At 60.7% G+C, this 20,107-nt stretch carries 21 protein-coding genes and 1 pseudogene; 9 read left to right on the top strand and 13 right to left on the bottom strand.

Annotated features, from left to right (window positions below; all coding sequences use genetic code 11):
• Nucleotides 1–23: 23 nt before the first annotated feature.
• Together SB772_RS18970 and SB772_RS18965 are read right to left on the bottom strand one after the other, a co-directional pair.
• Nucleotides 24–788, bottom strand: a complete 765-nt coding sequence (locus SB772_RS18970; RefSeq protein WP_410834753.1) for a flagellar motor protein — start codon at nt 786–788, stop codon at nt 24–26.
• Between the two features lie 71 nt (nt 789–859).
• Nucleotides 860–2,104, bottom strand: a complete 1,245-nt coding sequence (locus SB772_RS18965) for a Crp/Fnr family transcriptional regulator (RefSeq protein ID WP_410834856.1) — start codon at nt 2,102–2,104, stop codon at nt 860–862.
• A gap of 486 nt (nt 2,105–2,590) precedes the next feature.
• Between SB772_RS18965 and SB772_RS18960 the strand changes: the two genes are divergently transcribed.
• Nucleotides 2,591–3,772, top strand: a complete 1,182-nt coding sequence (locus SB772_RS18960) for an acyltransferase family protein (RefSeq protein ID WP_410834752.1) — start codon at nt 2,591–2,593, stop codon at nt 3,770–3,772.
• Between the two features lie 216 nt (nt 3,773–3,988).
• On the opposite strand, the gene SB772_RS18955 is transcribed toward SB772_RS18960, so the two are convergent.
• The gene (locus SB772_RS18955; protein ID WP_410834751.1) at nt 3,989–6,109 is read right to left on the bottom strand and encodes a D-(-)-3-hydroxybutyrate oligomer hydrolase; all 2,121 of its coding nucleotides are present in this window, start codon (nt 6,107–6,109) and stop codon (nt 3,989–3,991) included.
• 112 nt (nt 6,110–6,221) lie between these two features.
• On the opposite strand from SB772_RS18955, the gene SB772_RS18950 reads away from it, so the two are divergent.
• Nucleotides 6,222–6,509, top strand: a complete 288-nt coding sequence (locus SB772_RS18950) for a DUF4148 domain-containing protein (protein WP_410834750.1) — start codon at nt 6,222–6,224, stop codon at nt 6,507–6,509.
• Between the two features lie 112 nt (nt 6,510–6,621).
• On the opposite strand, the gene SB772_RS18945 is transcribed toward SB772_RS18950, so the two are convergent.
• Nucleotides 6,622–7,458 carry an MFS transporter gene (locus SB772_RS18945; protein WP_410834749.1) on the bottom strand — a complete coding sequence of 279 codons (837 nt, stop codon included), beginning with the start codon at nt 7,456–7,458 and terminating at the stop codon, nt 6,622–6,624.
• Nucleotides 7,459–7,478: 20 nt separating this feature from the next.
• Entirely contained in the window at nt 7,479–8,309 is an 831-nt protein-coding gene (locus SB772_RS18940; protein WP_410834748.1) for a class I SAM-dependent methyltransferase, read from the bottom strand.
• A gap of 131 nt (nt 8,310–8,440) precedes the next feature.
• On the opposite strand from SB772_RS18940, the gene SB772_RS18935 reads away from it, so the two are divergent.
• The 5 genes from SB772_RS18935 (at nt 8,441) to SB772_RS18915 (ending at nt 11,643) form a co-directional block, all read left to right on the top strand.
• Entirely contained in the window at nt 8,441–9,379 is a 939-nt protein-coding gene (locus SB772_RS18935) for a LysR family transcriptional regulator (RefSeq protein ID WP_410834747.1), read from the top strand.
• 87 nt (nt 9,380–9,466) lie between these two features.
• Nucleotides 9,467–10,042: an RNA polymerase sigma factor gene (locus tag SB772_RS18930; protein ID WP_410834746.1), complete on the top strand. Its 576-nt coding sequence runs from the start codon at nt 9,467–9,469 to the stop codon at nt 10,040–10,042.
• 12 nt (nt 10,043–10,054) lie between these two features.
• Nucleotides 10,055–10,369, top strand: coding sequence for a hypothetical protein (locus SB772_RS18925; protein ID WP_410834745.1), 315 nt, complete (start codon nt 10,055–10,057; stop codon nt 10,367–10,369).
• Complete coding sequence (locus SB772_RS18920; protein WP_410834744.1) at nt 10,366–10,668, top strand: 4Fe-4S dicluster domain-containing protein; 303 nt, start codon at nt 10,366–10,368, stop codon at nt 10,666–10,668. Before SB772_RS18925 ends, SB772_RS18920 begins: the two co-directional genes overlap by 4 nt.
• Before the next feature lie 180 nt (nt 10,669–10,848).
• Nucleotides 10,849–11,643: a DUF899 domain-containing protein gene (locus SB772_RS18915; protein ID WP_410834743.1), complete on the top strand. Its 795-nt coding sequence runs from the start codon at nt 10,849–10,851 to the stop codon at nt 11,641–11,643.
• Between the two features lie 278 nt (nt 11,644–11,921).
• Here the strand turns inward: SB772_RS18915 and SB772_RS18910 are convergent, their stop codons facing one another.
• Nucleotides 11,922–13,064, bottom strand: coding sequence for an SDR family NAD(P)-dependent oxidoreductase (locus SB772_RS18910; protein ID WP_410834742.1), 1,143 nt, complete (start codon nt 13,062–13,064; stop codon nt 11,922–11,924).
• A gap of 84 nt (nt 13,065–13,148) precedes the next feature.
• Here SB772_RS18910 and SB772_RS18905 point away from each other — a divergent pair.
• A pseudogene (locus SB772_RS18905) lies at nt 13,149–13,358 on the top strand (LysR substrate-binding domain-containing protein); the annotation flags it as partial.
• 137 nt (nt 13,359–13,495) lie between these two features.
• Nucleotides 13,496–13,903 (top strand): PPC domain-containing DNA-binding protein, encoded by a 408-nt coding sequence (locus tag SB772_RS18900; RefSeq protein ID WP_410834741.1) that lies wholly within the window; start codon nt 13,496–13,498, stop codon nt 13,901–13,903.
• Here the strand turns inward: SB772_RS18900 and SB772_RS18895 are convergent.
• The 7 genes from SB772_RS18895 to SB772_RS18865 form a co-directional block, all read right to left on the bottom strand.
• Nucleotides 13,856–14,710, bottom strand: coding sequence for an enoyl-CoA hydratase (locus SB772_RS18895; RefSeq protein ID WP_410834740.1), 855 nt, complete (start codon nt 14,708–14,710; stop codon nt 13,856–13,858). The two genes, SB772_RS18900 and SB772_RS18895, sit on opposite strands and share 48 nt — an antisense overlap.
• A gap of 119 nt (nt 14,711–14,829) precedes the next feature.
• Nucleotides 14,830–15,705: a fumarylacetoacetate hydrolase family protein gene (locus SB772_RS18890; protein WP_410834739.1), complete on the bottom strand. Its 876-nt coding sequence runs from the start codon at nt 15,703–15,705 to the stop codon at nt 14,830–14,832.
• Between the two features lie 71 nt (nt 15,706–15,776).
• Nucleotides 15,777–16,673, bottom strand: a complete 897-nt coding sequence (locus SB772_RS18885; protein WP_410834738.1) for a 3-hydroxyacyl-CoA dehydrogenase NAD-binding domain-containing protein — start codon at nt 16,671–16,673, stop codon at nt 15,777–15,779.
• Between the two features lie 78 nt (nt 16,674–16,751).
• Nucleotides 16,752–17,651 carry a hypothetical protein gene (locus tag SB772_RS18880; RefSeq protein ID WP_410834737.1) on the bottom strand — a complete coding sequence of 300 codons (900 nt, stop codon included), beginning with the start codon at nt 17,649–17,651 and terminating at the stop codon, nt 16,752–16,754.
• A gap of 9 nt (nt 17,652–17,660) precedes the next feature.
• Nucleotides 17,661–18,464 (bottom strand): HpcH/HpaI aldolase family protein, encoded by an 804-nt coding sequence (locus tag SB772_RS18875; protein WP_410834736.1) that lies wholly within the window; start codon nt 18,462–18,464, stop codon nt 17,661–17,663.
• 157 nt (nt 18,465–18,621) lie between these two features.
• Nucleotides 18,622–19,872: an OmpP1/FadL family transporter gene (locus SB772_RS18870; protein ID WP_410834735.1), complete on the bottom strand. Its 1,251-nt coding sequence runs from the start codon at nt 19,870–19,872 to the stop codon at nt 18,622–18,624.
• 7 nt (nt 19,873–19,879) lie between these two features.
• Nucleotides 19,880–20,092 carry a hypothetical protein gene (locus tag SB772_RS18865; protein ID WP_410834734.1) on the bottom strand — a complete coding sequence of 71 codons (213 nt, stop codon included), beginning with the start codon at nt 20,090–20,092 and terminating at the stop codon, nt 19,880–19,882.
• Between the last annotated feature and the right edge of the window lie 15 nt (nt 20,093–20,107).

The raw sequence follows: 20,107 nt of genomic DNA, 5'->3' as shown, positions 1-20,107 counted from the left end.
TGTCGCCAACCGATCGAAGCCCGCTATCCCAACAACTCAGCCGATCTCTCGCGGACGTCGCCCGCCAGCCGGGTTTCGATCGTGTGAGGCGACTCCTTGCGCGATATCGCGAGCAAACCATCGAGGTATAAACGCCTGAAGCGCAACTCGCTATCCACCTGCGCTCTAATCTTTCCATATAACGGCAGAAAGACCAGATTCGCCAACGCGAGGCCGTAAAGCGTTGCCACGAAAGCGACGGCAATGCCTTGCCCGAGTTGCGCGGGCTCGAGCATATGGCCCGTTACCTGAATCAGGCCAAGCACTGCTCCCAGGATGCCGAACGTCGGCGCGTAGCCACCCGCCTGATGCCATATCCGCGCAGCCGCCATGTGATTGCGCTCATACGCATCCAGTTCTCTTTGCAAGGCGTCTTCGAGCACGGCAGTCGATACGCCGTTTGCCAGCAGCTCCAATCCTCGTTTGGCAAACGGACTGATTCCGCCCGCCTCTATCGACTCGAACGCCAGCATGCCGTTCAGCTTCGCCTGATCGCCCCACTCGAGCAGGACAGACAAGCTGTCCCGGTCGACCTGCCGCGCTTTCACGAATGCCAGGCGCAGTTGCTTGACGCCGTCATAAAACCTGGCCCAGGTGTTCTGGATCATCACGGCGCCGAGGGTGCCGCCCAATACGATGACAAAGGCCTGCAATTGAAAAAGCGAGGTGAAGTGCCCACCCTCGAGCGAGAATCCGACAACGATGGCCGCCACGCCGAACAATGCGCCAAATAGCGTCAAAAGATCCATACATCCTCTCGAACGGCCATCTCAGCCATTGGACTCGAAGTGAAAACAGCCTGCTATTCGTGCACCACGTGTCAGGCATCCAGATTGGAAAGCGACGCCGCATTGGCCGCCGGAGATTTGATCGCTCGCACGGTCTCGAGGAAGCGCTCCTCGATCTCGGCAATCTCGAGCGGATCGATCTTGATGTCGCGCCGCATGACCCACGACACTTCTTTCTTCCTCGCCTCGGTCATCACCGACAGCAGGCGTTCGGCGATGGGCTGGCCCTCCAACGCGGAGAGCAGTTTCGCGAGGTCGTAGGTGTCGAAAGCGCTCACGGCTTCGAACAAGGTACGCTGGTCGACAAACTCCAGATCGTCGAGCGATTTCAGCTCGCCTGGGCCACGAACATTTCGCCGGGAAAAATACGCGACGCCCTTTTCCTCGACATAGTTCAATACCTTGGTCTTGCGAAACGCGAAGATATCCTCGGCGATTTCCCCGTGGGACAGCTTGTTGAGAATCACCGTCTTCTCGACGCCGATCAGCGCTTCCAGGTCGGCCAGCTCGATCAGTTCCAGCTCACTGCCGATCGAGATGTCGAAATCGTGGTCCGCCACCTGCTGGGCCCGCTCGGTGATCCGTACAGGATCGAACGTCACGAGCTGCCGGCTGGTTGCTCCGTCCTGCGCTGAATATCGCGCCGACGTGCTGGTCAGGCGATCGGAGCGGCCCGGTTCGAGCGTGACGAGGTTGAGTTTCTCCATCCGCTTGAGCATGGCCATCACATGCGGACGGGAATGGCCGGCAATCGCATGGCACTTCTTGATGACTTCGGGCAGAGGCACCGAGAACTCCTCCCCTTGAGCACGGCGTGTACGTCCATCCAGTTTGTCCGCGTTGTCGGCACCCGCCATCAGAGCCAGCACATGAGCGTACGAAACAACACCTGGCAGGAAATCAGCATGCGTATAGGTGGCAAGGACATCGTCCTTCTTCTTCACCCGTCGAATCATGGTGCGCACGATATGGCGAAGCAGCGGCGACACGCGCCCAAGCTCCTCTTCCACTACGTTTGCCGCGACGACCGTGAATTGACAGAAGCTCAGTGCTTTCGCGGTGTGCGCTCGCGGTTCGGACGGCAATAAGGACGCTTCCCCAAAAAATTCGCCCTTTCCCAGCGTGGCAAGAATGATTTTCTTTTCGTCGCAATGGGTGGAGATTTCGACTTTGCCGTCCGCGATGACGTAGATGACGGCATCGCCCGCGAAGCCTTCAGAATAGATGACTTCGCCCGGTGCCGCTGTGCGCGACCATGGCGATTTTTGTTGATTCACGATTCGTTCCCTCGAAGAGCTATTGCCTCGTTCTGCCCGCGTTTTGCTGACGCATGAACATGTCCGATGGTCCTGCGTTATTTGACTGGATAACGACATCCGGTACGCAAATCTTTAACGCGCACAATCATCAGACGTAATGGCGCGAATCAGACGCCATGGCGCAAACGTTTGGCGACCCCGACCGGGGCTTCGGAGCACTGTGATTATTTTTCCCGTTCCGCGGGAAACCGGTGGAGATATGCTTAGAGGCGCATCCGCAATTCGACGATGCCGTTTTACTGTCGCACCGGTCACAGATTCAATGCGGTCTACACCGCGTCAGTGTCAGTATGTGCGCTTCCACCCTGACCCTTGACGCCACAGACTCGCCTTTCTCCGCCCCAAACCGCTTCTCCACTCTACCCGCTGTAGCATGGCCCTACACAATGCAGGCGCGGGGATAACGCACATCGCGAGAATAGAAACAATAGACAAGAGGCCGTCATGATCGGTTACTCCCCTGCCTTGATAAGCATCGCCTTGCTGACGACCACCTTCGGGATATTCCAGCTATGGCAAGCACGGCCGAACGCCGTGTCCGCGAGTTCGCCGCTTGCACGCAACGCCGAGATAAATGGGTTACGCGCCTTTCTTGCGATCAATGTCGCCGTCAGTCACTTGCTGCACACCCACAAAGCCATCGAGACGGGCGAATGGGAAGGCGTGATCGGCTATTTCCAGTCGTTTCCGCTCTTTTTTATGATCACGGGATTCATCTTTTGGGAAAAGGTCCTTCGGACCGGCACCAAGACCGATTGGTTGAAGTTGTATATGGGCCGTCTGTTTCGCATTGCTCCGATGTATTTGTTCGTCGTCGGCCTCATGCTGCTTGTCGTCTTTGCGCGCACCGGTTTCACACTGCACGAGTCGGCAAGCAGCGTCGCGTACCAGGTGCTGTGCTGGCTCGGGTTGGGCATCGTCGACGTGCCGCATACGGTGAACGGCCACCCGAGGGCTGATCTGATCCTGGCCGGCGTAACGTGGACATTGCGTTGGGAGTGGTTCTTCTACGCGAGCCTGCCAGTGCTGGCCCTGCTGTCCGGAAAGAAGACCCGCGTGCTCTTCCCGTTGCTCGGCCTGGCCGCCTGCCTGCTCGTCGCGGCGGTGACGAGCCACAAGACGGTGCCCATGTTCGCCTCGCTGTACCTTGCCGGGATGAGCGCCGCGTCACTTCATCATACGGGCCATCGGCTCCATCTCGGCGACCGCGTTACGTCGCCTGCCGCGTTGTTTCTGCTTGCCGCCATGTTTGCTGCGCCGCATGCATTCGAAGCGCTGTCCCCGATGTCGGTCGCGTTCTACTCGCTTTTCTTCTATCTGATCTGCTCCGGCTCTACACTATTCGGTCTACTGACGAGTCGAGCCGCGCGGATGCTGGGACAAGTTAGCTATAGCATCTACCTTACCCAGGGGCTGTTCCTCACGTTGCTCTTTTCCATTCCCGCAGTTCGCTCGTTCGCATTCGCCGGCGTGACGGCATTTTGGCTTGTCGGTCTTGCATATCTCGTTCTGCTCTGTGCAAGCGCATCGCTTTCGTATCGATTCATCGAAGCGCCATGCATCTCGCTCGGCAGGACGCTGCATCTCAGCGCACCTACCAGGATGCCCGCGTCAGTGGGGGATTGACTGCGATGCGCCGGGTGCATGTCTCGGTTAGACACCATTGAGGCCGTGCTGACAGGAACAGTGGCTAGCAGATGAGCCGCCAATTGACGAGCACGCTCATGCTCGCCAATACCGGCAGACAGATGACGAACTCGATAGTTGGATCGTCTATGCGAAATTCGCTATCGAGACGTCTCGCAGCATCCACTAGTCGTTGTGTGGTCACACAACGCGTCTTTAGTGCGGCACGTTCACCACCCCGTGGCTCACGCCGATCGCATTACTCCCCGGATTCGCCACGATAGCCGGCAGGTTCGCCAGGCTTAACGCCGGCGCAGCACCCGGGGTGCCGCCGCGCGGCACCGTGCGGATCACCTGCGACGGCGGCAGCGGCGTGCCGTTCTTCAGGTGGCTCCACATCAGGTTGAGCGCCTGGATGTTGTAGTAGTGAACCGGGACGAAGCGCGTGTCGAAGCCCGGCACGCCGAGGAACGCGTCGAAGTGCTGTCCGTTCGTCACTTCATAGAACGACAACTGGCTGCGCGAGCCTTCCCTCACGCTGTTCTCCGCAAGATACGCGCGCGAGGCATGATTCACCGGCACGAGCGCATCGCTGCGGCCCTGCACGATGATCGCAGGCTTGCCATGCAGGTTCGCATTCAGGCGGATCGCTTCGACACTCGCCCGCATGCGCGGGTCCCGACTCGTCCATAACGCGCGCGCGCATGCCGCACCGGCGAAGCTTGCATCGGGCGTCGCGAGCCGATGATCGGCGCCGCCTTGCGGCGTGACGTTGTAGACGAGACTGATGCCGTTGGTCGGCGGCACACCGTTGCCCAGCCCGAACACGGTCGGCATCGGCGAGACAGCCGGTGTAAAGCCCGCTCCGCCCGTTGCCGGGTTCGTCGTGCCGAAGCTGAAACCACACAGGTTGTCGATCACGCTCGACCTCGTGTACGCGTTGGCGTACGTCACCGCGACGGCCGGCACGGCCTGCGAGTCCCACATGGGTGCGTGCAGGACGTCGGAATCGGCTTCATAGCCGGCCTCGTGCAGCAGCGCGAGCGCGTCGTTCGCCTGCGTTTGCGTGTCGCTGCCGCGCACGTAGCCTGCCGCCGCGAGCGACGTGCAGCGAGCCTGGCGGATAGCCGTCGTCGTCGCCGTGGGCAGCGCCGTGAGATACGGCGCGCCGGCGGCGGCCTCCGCGAGCGCGGCACACGGCTGGAGCAGGTTCGCGAGCGTCATGTAGTCCGCCAGCGGTTTGCCGGCCGCGGCGATACGCTGGCCGCCCTCGATCACTTGCGCATTCCCGCCCATCCGGACGCTGACCTGTGGTTCGCCGACGACCACCGCCGTGATCCACCCTCTCGTGTCCTGCTCGGCGGCCGCGAGCGACGCGCCACCGCCGTTGCTCACGGACGCCGCGATCGTGGTGATGCTGCCCGGGTGGTAGCGCACACCGTGATGCGACGAGTCGGCGAGCGTTGCGAACTGCCGGTTCAAGGCCCAATAGGCGAACTTCACGGCCTCGAGCGTGTCCGCGCCCCAGTCCTGTTCCGGATTCTGCTGCGAATGCGCGTGCTTGAACGCATAGCGGTTGGGGAAGCTCTGGTTGTAGGTGGCCAGCGTGGCCGCAGGTACGTTGGCGGTGAAGAGACTGTTGGGCCCGGCCGTGGCGGCGTCGGCAAGAACGCCGTCAATCAGCGTGACGAGACCGGTCCTCAACTCGTGCGCCCCGTTGCCGGTGCCCTTGTCGGTATAGGCGACCGCGCAGCCGCGCTTGAGCCCCCACTCGCCGGCCGCCGAAATGGCGCCGTAGACGCCACGCGAGCCCGACGACGTGGCCGTGACGATGCACGGGTTCGCCGGGTCGAAACTCGCCGGCACTTGAACCAGCAGACTCACGTTATGCCGGCCACTGCCGTCGTCGGCATACGCGAGGTATTCGGTGCCGGCAATTTTTCCTTCGCCAAGGGTGTCGTTGCCGTACAGGTCGACATTGGGTCCCCAGAATCGACCGTAGCCGCCATTCGCCGTCATGTCGACGAGCGCGCGGTAATTCGACCAGATCGCGAGCCGCCGCAACTCGGCAGCCGTCGGGCTCCCCGGGTTCGCAATAGCGGGCGCTGCGCCCGCGAGTCCGGTTTTGCCGAGGCCGGCGGTTAGCAGGTCGTTGCTGATGCCGTCATACATGGTTGTCCTGAGGCTGCTTGCCACGACGAACGGCGGCAGGCTATGCACGGCTGAACGGCCGCCGTCGTGATCGTCGGCACGTGCTGTGGGGACGAGCGCTGCGGCCACTATCGCGGCGCTGAGCATTGCCGCTTGAGTCCAGACTGCGATCGGGATGGGTTTCATCCGTGTCTCCTTGTTTATTGTTCGAATGCGACGCACCACGCACTGCGAGAGCCAGCGTGCAGCGTTGGATCACGGCGCCACTAGACATTAGAACGTCGGACGCGCAGATTCAATGAAGGTTTTCGCCCGACCGCCAAGATCCTGGCGATTGCAGATATTCAAAGCTGCCGATGCTTACCTCTCGCTGGCCTATGCGGGCGACGACGCCGGCACATCCACTACGGCAACCGACAGCAACGCAGCTATGACGTCAGACGCGGTCGGCGGCACACCCGGGGGCAGCAGCATGAGCGGTGCCCACGTTGGCAAGACTCGCGCGGAGGTCTATCAGGAATTGCTGCGTGCCCAAAAGGACGGCACGCTAGATCGCTTGAATGCACTCTATGGCGGCGGGGATTGAGCGAGCATGTGCACGGAACGCTGCTGTATTTCGCGTTCCGCGCACTCGGCCGCGTGATCCGCACGCTGTTGCGGACCATGTTGCGTGTCGTCTGGCACATTGAGGAAGGAGATCAGCCGGTGCGTCGTCGGATCAGCTGGCGCAGCGACAGCGCGTGCAGCAGGATCGAGCCTGGCACCACGAAAGCAGGGGTCAGCACATCCGGATAAGCGCCGGCGCCAATGCTCGGCACATTCGGAACGATCAACTGGAAACGGCCGGGCGAGGTGATCATGCCCAAGGCAATCGCGACGGCGAAGTCGGCGAGGCCGAAAATGTTCCAGGCTATCGCCGCCTTCCGCCCTTGAGCTGTACCGCTCGCCACGGCGATCGCCACCGGCACGGCGAACAGGCCGGTCAGCACATCGCCAATTCCCGCCGGCAATGCGAACACGCCTGGCAGCACCCCATGCAGCCAGGCAGCGAGGGCCCAGCTGCCGAATACGCGGTAAATCTGAAGAGCGACGAGCCAGCTCGCCGGCATCACATCGAGCACCTGCCCCACCCTCTTCGACAACAATAACAGCGGCGCGCCGATCATCACCGGCAGGAAGATCGCCAACGGCAGCAACGGCACAGGTGAGGGCGAGGCGTCCGCGCGAAAGACGCCATTGATCGCCGCGCTCCAGGCGACAGCGAACCAAAGCGTGTCTGGGATCATGACCGCCAGCCAGGTCGCGCGGCGTTGGCCCGGCGTCAGGTCAGTGCTTTCGAGGCCGAGCCACAAACCGACCGCGATAACCGCGTGGGCCGTCAGCTGGTGGGCCGTGGTCGGAACGCCGCTGGCCGGGATAATCGGCTGCCAGTAAATCAACACAATCCACAGGACCGTCAGCGGGGCAATCCAAAGCAGGCTACGCCAAGCGGGACGCGACGGGACGATACCAGCAGGAATAAGGGCGGCGGTCATCAGCGGTTCTCCATCTGAATTCAGGTCTTCGTGGGCTCGGCCTCGAACACCGCAGTGAGAATACCGAGTCGGCCTTCCAGGAGATTTCGCCCCAGGTTGGTGAAAAGCTGTGCGAAGTCCGGCCCCATCACCACGCCGAGATTTGGCGAGGGCGGCGGCCCCGATGCGCGCTGTTGGGTGATCCAGGCCTTTGCGGCCTCGGTGTCGTCTTGCCATGCCAGCGTGCGGAAACCTGCTGGTTCGATCGCCTCGCGCGTTGCATCGGCCGTCAGGAGAAAGCTCGTGGCCAGTGTTCGCGCCCAGGGAACGGGGTAGTACGGTTCGCTGCCGTTTGCGACGACGTCGAACGTCGCAAACCTGCCAGCTGGCCTCAGCACGCGTCGGATCTCCCGGTAAAGCCGTGCGCGATCGGCGATGTTCATCGCCACATGCTGCAGCAATACGACGTCGAAACAGCTGTCGTCGAAGGGAAGTTCCAGCGCGCTGGCGGTGTGGAACGACACCTGTTCGCTCTGCCCTGTGCGCTGGGTGAGATAGCGCGCGGCATCCACGAACGGTTCGCTGAGGTCGATACCCGTCACCCGGCAGCCATAGGTTGCAGCCAGAAAACGGGCCGGCCCGCCAACGCCCGAACCGACGTCCAGCACCGACATGTCGGCGGTGATCCCGGCCAATCCGGCAAGCTCGGCGGTGGCAGCCAGCCCGCGGGTGTGAAACTGGTCGAGGACACCCAGTTGCTGCGGCGTGAGCCGCTGATCCTCCGGCCCAAGGACCGTGAGCGCGATCCTCAGCCGCTCGGTCAGGCCGGTCGCGCGATAGTGATCGCGCACGCCATCAAGTGCATCAGTCATTGCAAGGTTCCTCCACGGTCTTGGCGGATTGTTCAGGGCTTTCGAGTCGACATCGGCGCGACTCCTCATCTGCAGGCGTAGGTGTACCATGGCCTCTCGCGAGCGACTATTCATCACAATGTTGACGGGCTATGAAGCAGAACTTCACAGTCAGGCAGGGCGCGCTCGATGGCGTGGAGGTGTTCCTGAGCGTTGCCCAGCATCGCAGTTTTCGCCGGGCAGCCGCGGAACTCGGAGTGACGCCGTCGGCCGTCAGTCAGGTGGTGCGTGTACTCGAAGCGCGCATTGGCGCAGCGCTCTTCATACGCACCACGCGTAGTGTCGGCCTGACCGAAGCCGGCGAACGGTTCCTTTCGCGCGCAAAGCCGGCCTTCGAGGAGCTTGTCGCCGCTAGTGAGGTTGCGCGCGGACTCGGCCAGCGGCCCGCCGGATTGTTGCGTCTTTCAGTGCCGCGCGCGGTGGTGCCAATCCTGCTGGAACCACTGATTGCATCCTTCTGCGAGGCTTATCCCGAGGTCGAAGTGGAGATCGCCGCAAGCGAGGCGCTGATCGATCTTGCAGCGGAAGGGTTCGACGCCGGTATCCGGCTGGGTCAGTTCGTCGACGCCGACATGGTCGCGGTACCGTTGACGCCACCGTTCCGTCTCATCGTCGTCGGCAGCCCTGCCTACTTCGCAGGGCGCAGGCGGCCCACGCACACGGACGATCTGCGCCAACACGCATGCTTGCGATGGCGGCGATCCAGCGGCGCGCTCGCGCTATGGTCATTCAACGACAACGGCGACGCGATCGAGATCGCCGTATCCGGCCCCCTCATCGCCAACGATTTTCCCACCATGCTTGGCGCGGCAGTCGAGGGCATAGGCCTTGCCCAGCTACCTGAGCCGATGGCCGCCGAAGGGTTGAAAGCGGGAAAACTGGTGCACGTGCTGGAGCCGTTCGCGCCGGTGACACCGGGCGTGTTTCTCTACTATCCAGGCCGTCGGCAGATCATGCCGAAGCTGCGCGCCTTCATCGATCATGTGAAGAGCCGCCAGCCAGGCCATGGCAAAGTCCCGGCTACAAGATGACTATTGGCGTGCCGGGTTGCGGAAAAGCAGTCACGCCGCTTTTTCCGTCGCCGACAATATTTCTGATCGTGAATCGTCTACAGACGTATGGAACCGCCGCGCACCCCGGACTCGATGATCGAACGAGATAGCGACATCACTGCAACTGTTTTGCGTGAGCGTACGAAGCTCGGCAATTTCATCCGGCATCGCGTGCACGATCCGAGTGAAGCTGAAGACATCTTGCAGGATGTATTTCACGAGTTCGTGCAAGCCTACCGGCTCCCCGCGCCGATTGAACAGGTTAGCGCGTGGTTGTTTCGCGTGGCGCGAAACCGCATCATCGACCGCTTTCGCAAGAAGCGGGAGCAACCGCTGACCGAAACGGCCGACGACGCCGACGACGCCGAGTACCGACTGGATCTTGCGCTGCCGGCAACCGACGCCGGCCCGGAAGCCGTCTATGCAAGGTCAGTGCTGCTGGAAGCCCTGCAAGACGCGCTCGACGAATTGCCAACGAATCAGCGTGACGTCTTCGTCGCTCACGAACTCGAAGGGCGCAGCTTCAAGGAGCTGGCGTCCGGGAGCGGTGTCGGCGTGAACACGCTGTTGGCACGCAAGCGCTACGCGGTACTGCATTTGCGCGTTCGCCTGCAAGCCGTGTATGACGAACTGGATATCTAAAGGAGCAGGTAGATGAGTTTCAGACTGAGATGCTTCGGCAAAGCACTGCTGGTTCTGGTGGGCATTGCAGTACTGGGTTGGATGGTGATGGCGCTATGGAATTGGGTTGTCCCGGCGCTATTCATCGGGGGCCGTTCGATCGACTATCCGCACGCGTTGGGCCTGTTGATCCTGAGCCGAATCCTGTTTGGCGGATTTCGAGGTCATGGCGGCTGGCACGGCCGCCGGCATTGGCGTCGGTGGGAACGGATGACGGCGGAGGAGCGCGAAAATTTTCATAAAAGCATATCGCCCGCTAACGGCAAGCCCCAGGAGGATCGAGCATGAGCACCGGATCGACATCCGCTTGCAGGCAAGCCGCTGGCGTGATTGCTCCTGTGGTCAATTTGAAGCGGTGTGAAGGCAAAGGCGATTGCGCGGAAGTCTGTCCCGAGCACGTTTTCGAAATCCGCCGCATCGACACGGCTGACTACCGGCAACTGGGAGCGCTGCAGAAATTCAAGCTGCGCGCGCACGGCATGAAGGTCGCGTACACACCAAACGCCGACGCCTGCCGGGCGTGCGGTTTGTGCGTGACAGCATGCCCCGAGCATGCCATTACGTTAGCCAGAATCGGGATGCCATAAAGCAGAAAACGCTTGCCACGAGGGCTTTCATATCGGAATACCGCCAAACTTGTTACTCCCAACGTTCGATTTTCGGTGCCAAGCTATCTCACACCCAACCACGCGCCATGCGCAGCGAATGGAATCGCGCTTGAGCCACGCGGCGCGGGAATTCTTCCAAACCAGGAGATTGCAAAAGCCATGACTACATCAACCGAGAATGGACGAAAAGGCGGACAGCCTGCCATGCACACACCACCGGTCGTGTCGCCGCAGGCGTGGGAGGCGGCCCGCGAACAGTTGCTCGTGAAGGAAAAGGCTCAGACCCGCGCCCGTGACGCGCTGGCCGCCGAGCGCCGGCGCATGCCGTGGATGGCGGTGGAAACGGCGTATACGTTCGAAGGGCCCGCGGGCAAGGCCAGCCTGCTCGACCTGTTCGACGGCCGGCGTCAGCTGATCGTCTACCGCGCCTTCTTCGAGCCGGGCGTGTTCGGCTGGCCCGAGCACGCCTGCCGGGGCTGCTCTATGGTGGCCGACCAGGTCGCCCACCTCGCCCACCTGAACGCCCGCGACACCACCCTCGTCTTCGTTTCGCGTGCGCCTCAGGCGGACATCGCACGGCTGAAGGCGCGGATGGGCTGGGAGATACCGTGGTTCACCCTCACGGACAGCTTCGACGCCGACTTCGGCGTGGCCGAGTGGCACGGCACGAACGTGTTCTACCACGACGGCGACCGCGTGTTCCGCACCTACTTCGTCAACAACCGCGGCGACGAGCAGATGGGAGGCACCTGGAACTACCTCGACATCACGCCGCTGGGCCGCCAGGAGGTCTGGGAGGACTCGCCCGAAGGCTATCCTCAGACCCCAACCTACAAGTGGTGGAACTGGCACGACAGCTACGTCGCAGACGCAGCGCCCGACAGGAAGTGGGTCGAGGTGTCGGATGCCGGAGAGGCCGCGTTCCGGAACCAGGACACGAGCACGAAGCCTTGAGCCAGGCCTGTTCCGGTGGATCCGGCGGGCGGCGACGGTCGGTCTGAGGGGGCCTGCGATCGGCGGTAGTGCGAAGATCCGCTATGGAGAGCGGTCGCGAATGTCCGGAACAGGCTGCGTCTCCGACTGACGGCGATCGGCGGCACGCGCCCCTCTTCGGCCCTTCGGTTCAACGCGAAATCAAGGGCAGCGCTTCAGCCGGGCCGGTCGCGTCGAACATTGACCGAGGAAACATGTGGAGAAGCCGGCCCAACAAGATACACGCTGCCGGCGTGGGTCTAGAAGGCGCTCTTTATAACGCCCCCGTCGGCCCGCAACGCAGCTCCCGTCGTGGCCGACGAAAGCGGACTGGCGACATAGGCCACGAGCGACGCGATTTCCTGCGGCGAACCAAATCGCTTGATAAGCGATGTGGGACGGACCTTCTCGAAGAACTCCTTTTCGAACGCTTCAAACGATTTGCCGTCGGCCTTTGCAAGGGTCTCCACGAATTCACCCACTCCCCGCGATTTCGTTGGCCCCGGCAGCACGCTATTGACTGTAATGCCGGTGCCGGCAACGGCTTCGGCGAGCCCGCGCGAGACCGCCAGCTGCGCGGTTTTCGTCATCCCGTAGTGGATCATTTCAGCTGGAATCTGCACCGCGCTTTCGCTCGAAATGAAAATGATGCGCCCCCAGTTGGCCTGCCTCATCGCAGGCAAAAACAGGCGAGCGAGGCGTACCCCACTCAAGACATTGACGTCGAAGAACCGCTGCCAGTCCGCGTCGGGGATCTCTTCAAACGGCTTGGGCTCGAAGATGCCCAGGTTGTTGACCAGAATTTCCACGTCCGGATAGCGTCGCGCGAGCTCTTCTGCTGAAGCGGCCGTACTGAGATCGCCCGCAAATCCCTGCACGTCGCTGCCCGTCTCCGCTTTCAGCTGCGCGACCACGTCATCCACGGATGACTGGGAGCGGCCGTTCACGATCACACGAGCGCCCTCCTGCGCCAACGTGCTGGCGATAGCGAGACCGATGCCGGCTGTGCTGCCGCTCACCAGTGCGAGTTTGCCTGTCAGATTCAGGTCCATGAGTGATTTCCTTTCAATGGATGAAGTGAAAATGGCGACATCGGGTCTTGTACGTCGGATGCCGCCAGGAGGCGTACCGGCGTTGTCATAGGCGATGTCCAGACGGCCGAAGCGGCTCACTGCGAGTGCGACCAGCGCCTTCGCGAAGTCCTCCGATTGCACGTCGCCGGCCAGATACGCGGCTTCGCCGCCTTCGCTGACGATCTCCGCAGCGAGCGTTTCAAGTTCCGCCGCGCGGCGCGCCGCAATGACCACCTTGGCGCCTTCCTTCGCGAACAGCTTTGCAGTAGCGCGGCCAATTCCCGCACTGGCACCCGTCACGATGGCGACTTTTCCCGTCAAGCGTTGCATGTTCTATCTCCTGATGCATTTGGTCGGCCACTGCCCTATGCCTTGGCCCGTGAAAGCAATATAGGCTTCAGTCCTGATGGCAGTATCGTCGATGAAGGCTACGATCTCGCCATTCGCATCTCGCGCGCCGGCTCGACTAGCCACGCAGCCCGCAAGCTGGCGACATCGCAAAACATTCTGTGCGCGTCGCCGGCCTATCTGGCTCGCGCCGGAGTTCCGACAGCGCCAGCGGACCTGATCGGGCATCGCTGCATCGGGTACACCTATGCGGCCACCGGCGATGAGTGGCCGCTCTCTGCCTGATGCCAAACCTCACCAGTTGCCCGATTGTTCCCCCTGCGACGGCTGCTATGCGCGGAAGGTGGCGCTCAATGGCGGCCAGGCTCAATCCGCCTTAACCTGTCATCAAGCCCCTAACCTGGAACCGAGCGATGCAAGCACATCCGTTACGCCTCTTTCCCGGCGACGATCTACGTGTCGCCCTTGAAGACGTGCTGCCTCAGGTCAAGTTGCGAGCGGCCTTCGTGATCCAGGGCATCGGGAGCCTCAGCGTTGCCCAACTGCGATTTGCCGGAGACAAGGATCCGACTGAGCTGCGCGACGATTTGGAAATCCTGACGCTCGCTGGATCCCTATCATCTGATGGAGCGCATCTGCACATGTCGGTTGCCGACCCGCGCGGTCGAGTGTTCGGTGGTCATGTTGGACACGGTTGCACGGTCCGTACAACAGCGGAAATATTGCTGGCACTTCTTCCTGAACATCGCTTCTCCCGCGAGCACGACTTAAGTTCAGGGTTCATGGAACTGGTGATACGAAATGAACCACCCGTGAAGTAGGCTCGACGTATACGTCCGGACAGCATTGACGAATGAGGCCATGCCTGAAAAATTTGGCTTTGTCCTGTTTTTAAATGCTGCGACAGCTTCGCGTGCTGCCGGACCGCCGAGCCGCCCCACGAACAGCTCAACCTCGCGCGCCAGCTGTGTGAAGGTGGCTTCATCACCTTCGCATGGGGTCTTCATCAATCTCTTGGTCTCCCGCAGGGATCCAGCGGGAAGCGCGCTCAGCCGTTTTGACTGCGCGATAGCGAATGGCAAGACCTCGCCGATCGGTAGTACCCGGTTGACGAAGCCCAAAGCGTGCGCGTCGGCTGCGGCTATTGGCTGGCCCAGCAAAAGTACCTCGGCTGCGCGGTGATGACCACACAGGCGTGGCAAAAGCAGGCTCGATGCACCCTCCGGAACCAGCCCAAGGTTCACAAATGGCATAGCAAAGCGGGCGTCCTCGGCCGCGTAGACAAGATCGCAATGCATCAACATCGTCGCACCGATACCAATCGCAACCCCTTCGACAGCAGCTACAACAGGCTTCTCGAACCGAGCCAGTGCGGACAGGAAGCGAAAGGCGGGAGCGTTGATACTTTGCGGCGGACGCTCAATGAAACCATCGAGGTCATGCCCGGCGGTGAACACGCCGTCCGCACCGGATAGCAATAGCACTTTGGTGTCGAGACAGCGCGCTGCTGCGTCAATGGCGCCTATCAGCGCCTCGTACATTTCGTTCGTCAACGAGTTCTTCCGCATTGGGCGGTTGAAGACGACATGTGAGATGCCGTCTACAAGACTAACATATACATTTTCCATAGAGTCTCGAGTTACTTACCTGCGACCGCTCGACCATCGCTTTTGCCGTCTGCCGGCAGCAACACGGCGCCTTACCCATATTTGACGGGTGAGCGGTCGGAAAATGCACCCCTCGGAAATCAGCGACGCCTCACTGGATTGACGAGGGTGCACAGGTTCTGTATTTCGATCTTCACCTCGCCACGTGCCTCGGCTAAATCCGCGCCACTGCTGACGATGGAAGATCCGCCCATCATGCTAAATGCAACAACGTCTCCTGCCCGCAGTCGGACAAACTCCGACAACGACGAGAGCATGTTGGGTATGGAACCCGGTAACGCGGCGGTAGACCAGCGCGCGCACTCGTAACCATCCACCGATGAAACTACCGCTGCGTCCTGGAGGTCGACGTCCATGTCGTTGACCACAATGAAGGGACCAATTGGTCCAAACGAATCGATGCTACTGAAGAAACCGGGCATGTCTACATCACGGCCGATCCCTGGCACCTCCCCAACCGCCCGGTCCGAGCGCCCCGCCCGGCACATATCGGGTGCCGTGATGTCGTTCATCAGCGTGTAACCAAATATCGGCACCTGCCGCGGGCTTTCACCAACGTCGGAAACGCCGACGAGGGCTGCCAGTGCGGGACGTGCGAACACCCCGCCGTATCGGGGTTTGATAGAGACCGTCCCGAGATGACCCACCAAAGACGACGCTGATTTCATTGTGACGGTCGCCCGTGATGCCGCAGCCGTAGTACCGTCAAAAACGACGCTTATCACTTTGGCGGCCGCTCCAACGGGGGGCAGCCAGCTAAGCCGATCGGCCCTAACCACCGGTGCATTGGGTAGTGCCTCGCTGAACCTTTTGCGCGCATCGGACCATGCGCGAATCACATCGAGCATATGATTGGGGCATCCGTCGCCGCTGCGTCCAAGTATCGCAACGCTTTCTTCGCCGACGCGCAACGCAATGCGGGCGCAGCCCTCGTAGTGCACGCTACCTAACATCATCGCAACCTCCTTACCGGAAAACGATGGCGATAACCGTTTGAGCCGGTTACCTTTCGCGCCGCGAAAAATGTCTATCGTTCGCTCGCCGCGGCAACCTTGCCCTGCCGAACTGTCGATGCACCGTAGGTGAAAAAGCCGCGGCCGGTCTTCCTGCCTAACCTTCCAGCGTCCACCATTTCGACGAGCAGTCGAGCAGGACGGAACTTCTGATCACCGAAGTCGGACTCCAGCACCTGCATGATCGCCAACAAGGTATCCAGACCGATCAGGTCACCGAGCGCAAGGGGGCCGATAGGTTGGTTGCATCCAAGTTTCATACCGAGATCAATCTCTTCCGCCGTTGCGACGTTCTCCTGGAGGGCAAAAATCGCCTCGTTAATCATCGGGCACAGCAATCGATTGACGAGAAATCCCGGACTGTTGCGAACGGATATTGGCCTCTTTCCGATCCGCTCGCAGAATCGCAAGACCGCAGCGTGGGTCGCGTCAGATGTACTCAAGCCTCGCGCGACCTCGACCAGTTGGAGAACAGCGACGGGGTTGAAGAAGTGCATGCCGATGAAGCGCGCCCGATTAGTTAACACGGCCGATAGCCGGGTGATAGACAGCGACGAGGTGTTCGTGGCGATCACCGCTTCCGGTGAGCTAACGGCCTCGATCTTGCCGAGGATGTCTGCCTTCAAGGCGAGATTTTCAGTGGCCGCTTCTATGAAGAGATTGGCGGTGGCGGCAGACGCATAGTCCGTGCTTTGACGAATTCGAATCAAAGCTCCGTCGCAGTCTTTCCCGGTGATCTTGTCCTGTTCGGCGAGGCGCGCAAGGCCGAGTGCGATTGCTGCCGCTGCTTTCTGTAAAGCAATCTCCGAAACGTCCAGCAGAACGACGTCGAGGCCCGAGATCGCACATTGTTGCGCAATTCCCTGTCCCATCATCCCGGCACCGACGACTGCAATTTTACGGATGTCCATTTTCAAAGCTGTCCCTTTGAATCGTAAGACTGCGGGGCGTCCCAATACGGTCAAAGCTGGACGCCACGTATGAAATCATCATTGCGAGCCGGACATTGGATAGTCGCGTTCGTTTAGAACCCAACCATCCTTTTGTGAGAAATCCGCACGTGGAGGAGAGAAAATGTCAACAAGTTGGTTTACTCCCGGCGCCATGCCCCGCGATGTGTGAATGACGAGCGGCGGGATGACCGCTAGCGACGCGGCGTCAAAATACTCGTGATCGTCTGGCCTCCAGTTGTTGAGGTTTGACGTCCAGGGCCAACGCAGGTGATGCATGAATGCTCCGTCCAGCGCAAACGAACCCTGCTCAAAGGAGTCGTGGTAGTGCGGAGAGAGCTTTGTTACGTCGCGGGGACCGCTCTGAACCGGCAATACATTAACCATGAAGGTGGTGCAACGCCAGATGCGCCCGAAGCGGCCGGGCTGGTCTGGAACGTCCAGACTATATTGGCGGACCTTGAATCCCCCCGGCGGATCCGGCCACGGCTCGAATGCCGGGATGTTGGGATGGGCGGTGCGGTAAGCATCTGCATTCGAGGCTTTGGCGCAAAGATCTTCGCTGCGCGTTGTGAACATCATCACGATCCGCCCCGGCCCGGTGACGCGGATAGCGCTGTTGCCGGAAGGCACGAACACAATCGAGTTCCCGACGACCTTCCTTGATTCGCCGGCCCATAGGATTTCAATGGACGTCGATGGGTCGGGGACAAGGATCACGTACTCATCAGGCTGCTCCTGTCGCAGATATTCGGCGCCAGCCAGCGCCTCGGCATAGGCCACGACGAAGTTCTGGCCTCTTCCATACCAGACCTTCATCTTTTCGGATTTCTCCTGCGGCCTCGTAGCATAGAACCGGAGATATTCGGCGGCAGCGAACTCGCTAGCCGGCGGAGCATTCGACGAAAGCGTCGATCTTGGGTCCGATTGATCGTACATGGTCATTCCCTACAAGGGTTCCTGCCACTGGTTGTGGCGTTGGCAAGCGACCTGAAATTCGCCCAAGGCAGATTTCGCGGCGGTTCGCATGAAGCCCTGGTCGGACGAAATCACGAACGCCGAAACGCCCGTTACCCGGAATTCCGCCGCCTCGGCCGCATTGGCCGCCAGCAGGCACACGGGCTTGCGCGCCCGCCGTGCGGCTTCGATCACTTTGTCCGTCGCCGCTTTCACGCGCGGCGCGCCTGGCTCCCGGTCGCCCAGCGCGACACCTAAATCACCCCGTCCAACGAAGACACCGTCGAGTCCCACCACACCCACAATCTCGTCGATTCGCTCGACAGCTTCCGCGTCCTCGATCATCGCGATGACGGTCACTGTTTTATCCGCCTCATCGATGTGCTGCCACACGCCTTTGCCGCCGTATCGGCCAGCGCGAGGCGAATTTGAGAACCCCCGCTTGCCCGAGTAACGGCACCAGGATACGAGATCCGCGGCGTCGCGAGCGGAGGCGATATGGGGCGCCAGGATGCCGGTCGCGCCGTCGTCAAGGGCAGCGAGAACATAGTCAGGCGCTGTGACAGGAACGCGTACGATCGCGGCAACCCTGGCCGCTCTTGCAGCCAGCAACACCATATCTATCGCGCCCCTGTCGAATGGAGCGTGTTCTGCGTCGACGACTACGAAGTCGAAGCCGAGATCGCCAATTATCTCGACCGAGTGCGAAGTCGGCGTTTTGATGAAGGAACCGAAAAGCGGAGTGCCGCCGGATGAAAATACCTCGCGAAAGCTCCGTTCACATGCATTTTCCATTTCCATGATGTCCTGATAAGCCTAATCAGATAGCTGGACGCAAGACCGTGCACAAAGAGGTTGCTCCCGGTGAGATCCTGCCATCTTCTTCAGTCAATCTTTCGCCGACCTGCGTCGTGCGTTTAAAGCTCACGATGCGTCGAGGCTCGCACATCGATCAAAATTTGTGGGTATAGCCGATCGTATACAACTGGAGATTCGTGCTGATGTTGGTTCCAGTGCTTGGGCCCGTGCCGACAATGGTGCGCGGGATGTCATATTCGAACGACGCTGTTATCAGGTTGCGCTTATCGATCGCATAGGTAACGCCGGCCGTTACTGCCCTATCGTTGATCCCGTTGGCGAAAAAGTTGGCCAATGTGTGATCCGAGTCGAGGTGGCTATTAGCCATGCTATAGCCTGCGCGGATCGTCCAACGGTCGGTCAGGTCGTAGGAGGCGCCGACGCGGAACACGTTCTGGTCATGCCAGTTGAAGCTCGACGGAATGTTGTAACCAGCGGCTTTCGACCATTCAATGCGCATGTAGTCCATTGCCACCGTCAAACCCGGAAGGGGACGCACAGCAACGCCGGCACCATAATGAGCCGGACTGTCTACGTGTCCGTTGCTCGGGGCGAACAGGTCGTTCTTGTATCCGCTCAGTGCACTGAACCAGGTCTTGGTGTAGTAGGTCGCTCCCAGCGTGACTGCCGGAACCGGGGTCCACAAAACCCCAATCCCGCCGCCGATACCAGCAGCCCAAGAATTCCCATGGCTCGGTACAGCAAAGGGGACACCGTCAGGGCCCGCCCCGATTACACCGTTTGCTCGAAACTGTTCAACTCCCAGAACCAACGAAAGACCTATCGCCAGGTTAGGCAGCGGCTTGTATGTGACCGTTGGGGCAGTGTTCACCACCGTCAGACTTGCCTTTGCGTCTCCGGCCCCTGGAATAGGCAGGAGCGGACGCCCGTAATTCGACGCGAGACCCGCACCGGACACCGATACGCCGAATGTCCACTGCGGGGAAATCTGAAAATTAAATCCACCCCCTGGGACCGGGACTATACCCCGTGAGTAGAACTTGTTAGCCGTTGAGCCGAAAGTGGCATCCGCCTGCGTCACCAGCAAGAGGCCATACATATCGAAGCGTGCACCGAGTTCAGCCATTCCCGCCGGGTTATTCGCGGCGGCCGTGGCATCTTGCGGCAGAGCGATCGACACTCCGCCCATGCCTGACGCGAACGGTCCGTTTGCGGTGAGATACGATCCGTTTGTTGCGAGCGCCGCACCGCTCAACGCGCTCATGCCGCAAAACGATACCGCGAACTTGACACCTTTCAGCACTCGATGGTTCATGTTTGTCTCCGAATATTTTTTATGAATAACTTCCAGCTTCTTGCGGCCCATTACTGCAAGGTCAGCCATGGGCAGATCACTTCCTGACTATGAATCCGCGATCGTCTGCGAAGCGCTGGGCTGCCTGGTGACCCAGGCCGTCGTAGAGCAGCGCCTCGCAGAGAAAAGCGCCGAGGATCGACCATTGGTCACGAATCTCGGACGGGTCGATCGCCTTTAGCGAGACCGTTACAATCCGGGCCACCGGGCACCGTAGCGGCTCCCACACCTTCTTAAAGAATTCGCTCATTTGACAGATGACGTG

Source organism: Paraburkholderia sp. SIMBA_030 (genome assembly GCF_046535245.1).
Classification (GTDB): domain Bacteria; phylum Pseudomonadota; class Gammaproteobacteria; order Burkholderiales; family Burkholderiaceae; genus Paraburkholderia.
The sequence above is the reverse complement of the archived record's forward strand: the minus strand, read 5'-3'. Positions and strand labels throughout refer to the sequence as shown.

What these genes read in the sequence shown, in the direction of transcription:
- SB772_RS18955 (WP_410834751.1), bottom strand. Translation starts at nt 6,109, where the DNA reads ATGAAACCCATCCCGATCGCAGTCTGGACTCAAGCGGCAATGCTCAGC.
- SB772_RS18885 (WP_410834738.1), bottom strand. Translation starts at nt 16,673, where the DNA reads ATGGACATCCGTAAAATTGCAGTCGTCGGTGCCGGGATGATGGGACAG.
- SB772_RS18870 (WP_410834735.1), bottom strand. Translation starts at nt 19,872, where the DNA reads ATGGCTGACCTTGCAGTAATGGGCCGCAAGAAGCTGGAAGTTATTCAT.
- SB772_RS18915 (WP_410834743.1), top strand. Translation starts at nt 10,849, where the DNA reads ATGACTACATCAACCGAGAATGGACGAAAAGGCGGACAGCCTGCCATG.
- SB772_RS18930 (WP_410834746.1), top strand. Translation starts at nt 9,467, where the DNA reads ATGGAACCGCCGCGCACCCCGGACTCGATGATCGAACGAGATAGCGAC.
- SB772_RS18900 (WP_410834741.1), top strand. Translation starts at nt 13,496, where the DNA reads ATGCAAGCACATCCGTTACGCCTCTTTCCCGGCGACGATCTACGTGTC.
- SB772_RS18940 (WP_410834748.1), bottom strand. Translation starts at nt 8,309, where the DNA reads ATGACTGATGCACTTGATGGCGTGCGCGATCACTATCGCGCGACCGGC.
- SB772_RS18895 (WP_410834740.1), bottom strand. Translation starts at nt 14,710, where the DNA reads ATGGAAAATGTATATGTTAGTCTTGTAGACGGCATCTCACATGTCGTC.
- SB772_RS18970 (WP_410834753.1), bottom strand. Translation starts at nt 788, where the DNA reads ATGGATCTTTTGACGCTATTTGGCGCATTGTTCGGCGTGGCGGCCATC.
- SB772_RS18910 (WP_410834742.1), bottom strand. Translation starts at nt 13,064, where the DNA reads ATGCAACGCTTGACGGGAAAAGTCGCCATCGTGACGGGTGCCAGTGCG.
- SB772_RS18935 (WP_410834747.1), top strand. Translation starts at nt 8,441, where the DNA reads ATGAAGCAGAACTTCACAGTCAGGCAGGGCGCGCTCGATGGCGTGGAG.
- SB772_RS18950 (WP_410834750.1), top strand. Translation starts at nt 6,222, where the DNA reads ATGAAGGTTTTCGCCCGACCGCCAAGATCCTGGCGATTGCAGATATTC.
- SB772_RS18945 (WP_410834749.1), bottom strand. Translation starts at nt 7,458, where the DNA reads ATGACCGCCGCCCTTATTCCTGCTGGTATCGTCCCGTCGCGTCCCGCT.
- SB772_RS18880 (WP_410834737.1), bottom strand. Translation starts at nt 17,651, where the DNA reads ATGTACGATCAATCGGACCCAAGATCGACGCTTTCGTCGAATGCTCCG.
- SB772_RS18875 (WP_410834736.1), bottom strand. Translation starts at nt 18,464, where the DNA reads ATGGAAAATGCATGTGAACGGAGCTTTCGCGAGGTATTTTCATCCGGC.
- SB772_RS18865 (WP_410834734.1), bottom strand. Translation starts at nt 20,092, where the DNA reads ATGAGCGAATTCTTTAAGAAGGTGTGGGAGCCGCTACGGTGCCCGGTG.
- SB772_RS18960 (WP_410834752.1), top strand. Translation starts at nt 2,591, where the DNA reads ATGATCGGTTACTCCCCTGCCTTGATAAGCATCGCCTTGCTGACGACC.
- SB772_RS18890 (WP_410834739.1), bottom strand. Translation starts at nt 15,705, where the DNA reads ATGATGTTAGGTAGCGTGCACTACGAGGGCTGCGCCCGCATTGCGTTG.
- SB772_RS18920 (WP_410834744.1), top strand. Translation starts at nt 10,366, where the DNA reads ATGAGCACCGGATCGACATCCGCTTGCAGGCAAGCCGCTGGCGTGATT.
- SB772_RS18925 (WP_410834745.1), top strand. Translation starts at nt 10,055, where the DNA reads ATGAGTTTCAGACTGAGATGCTTCGGCAAAGCACTGCTGGTTCTGGTG.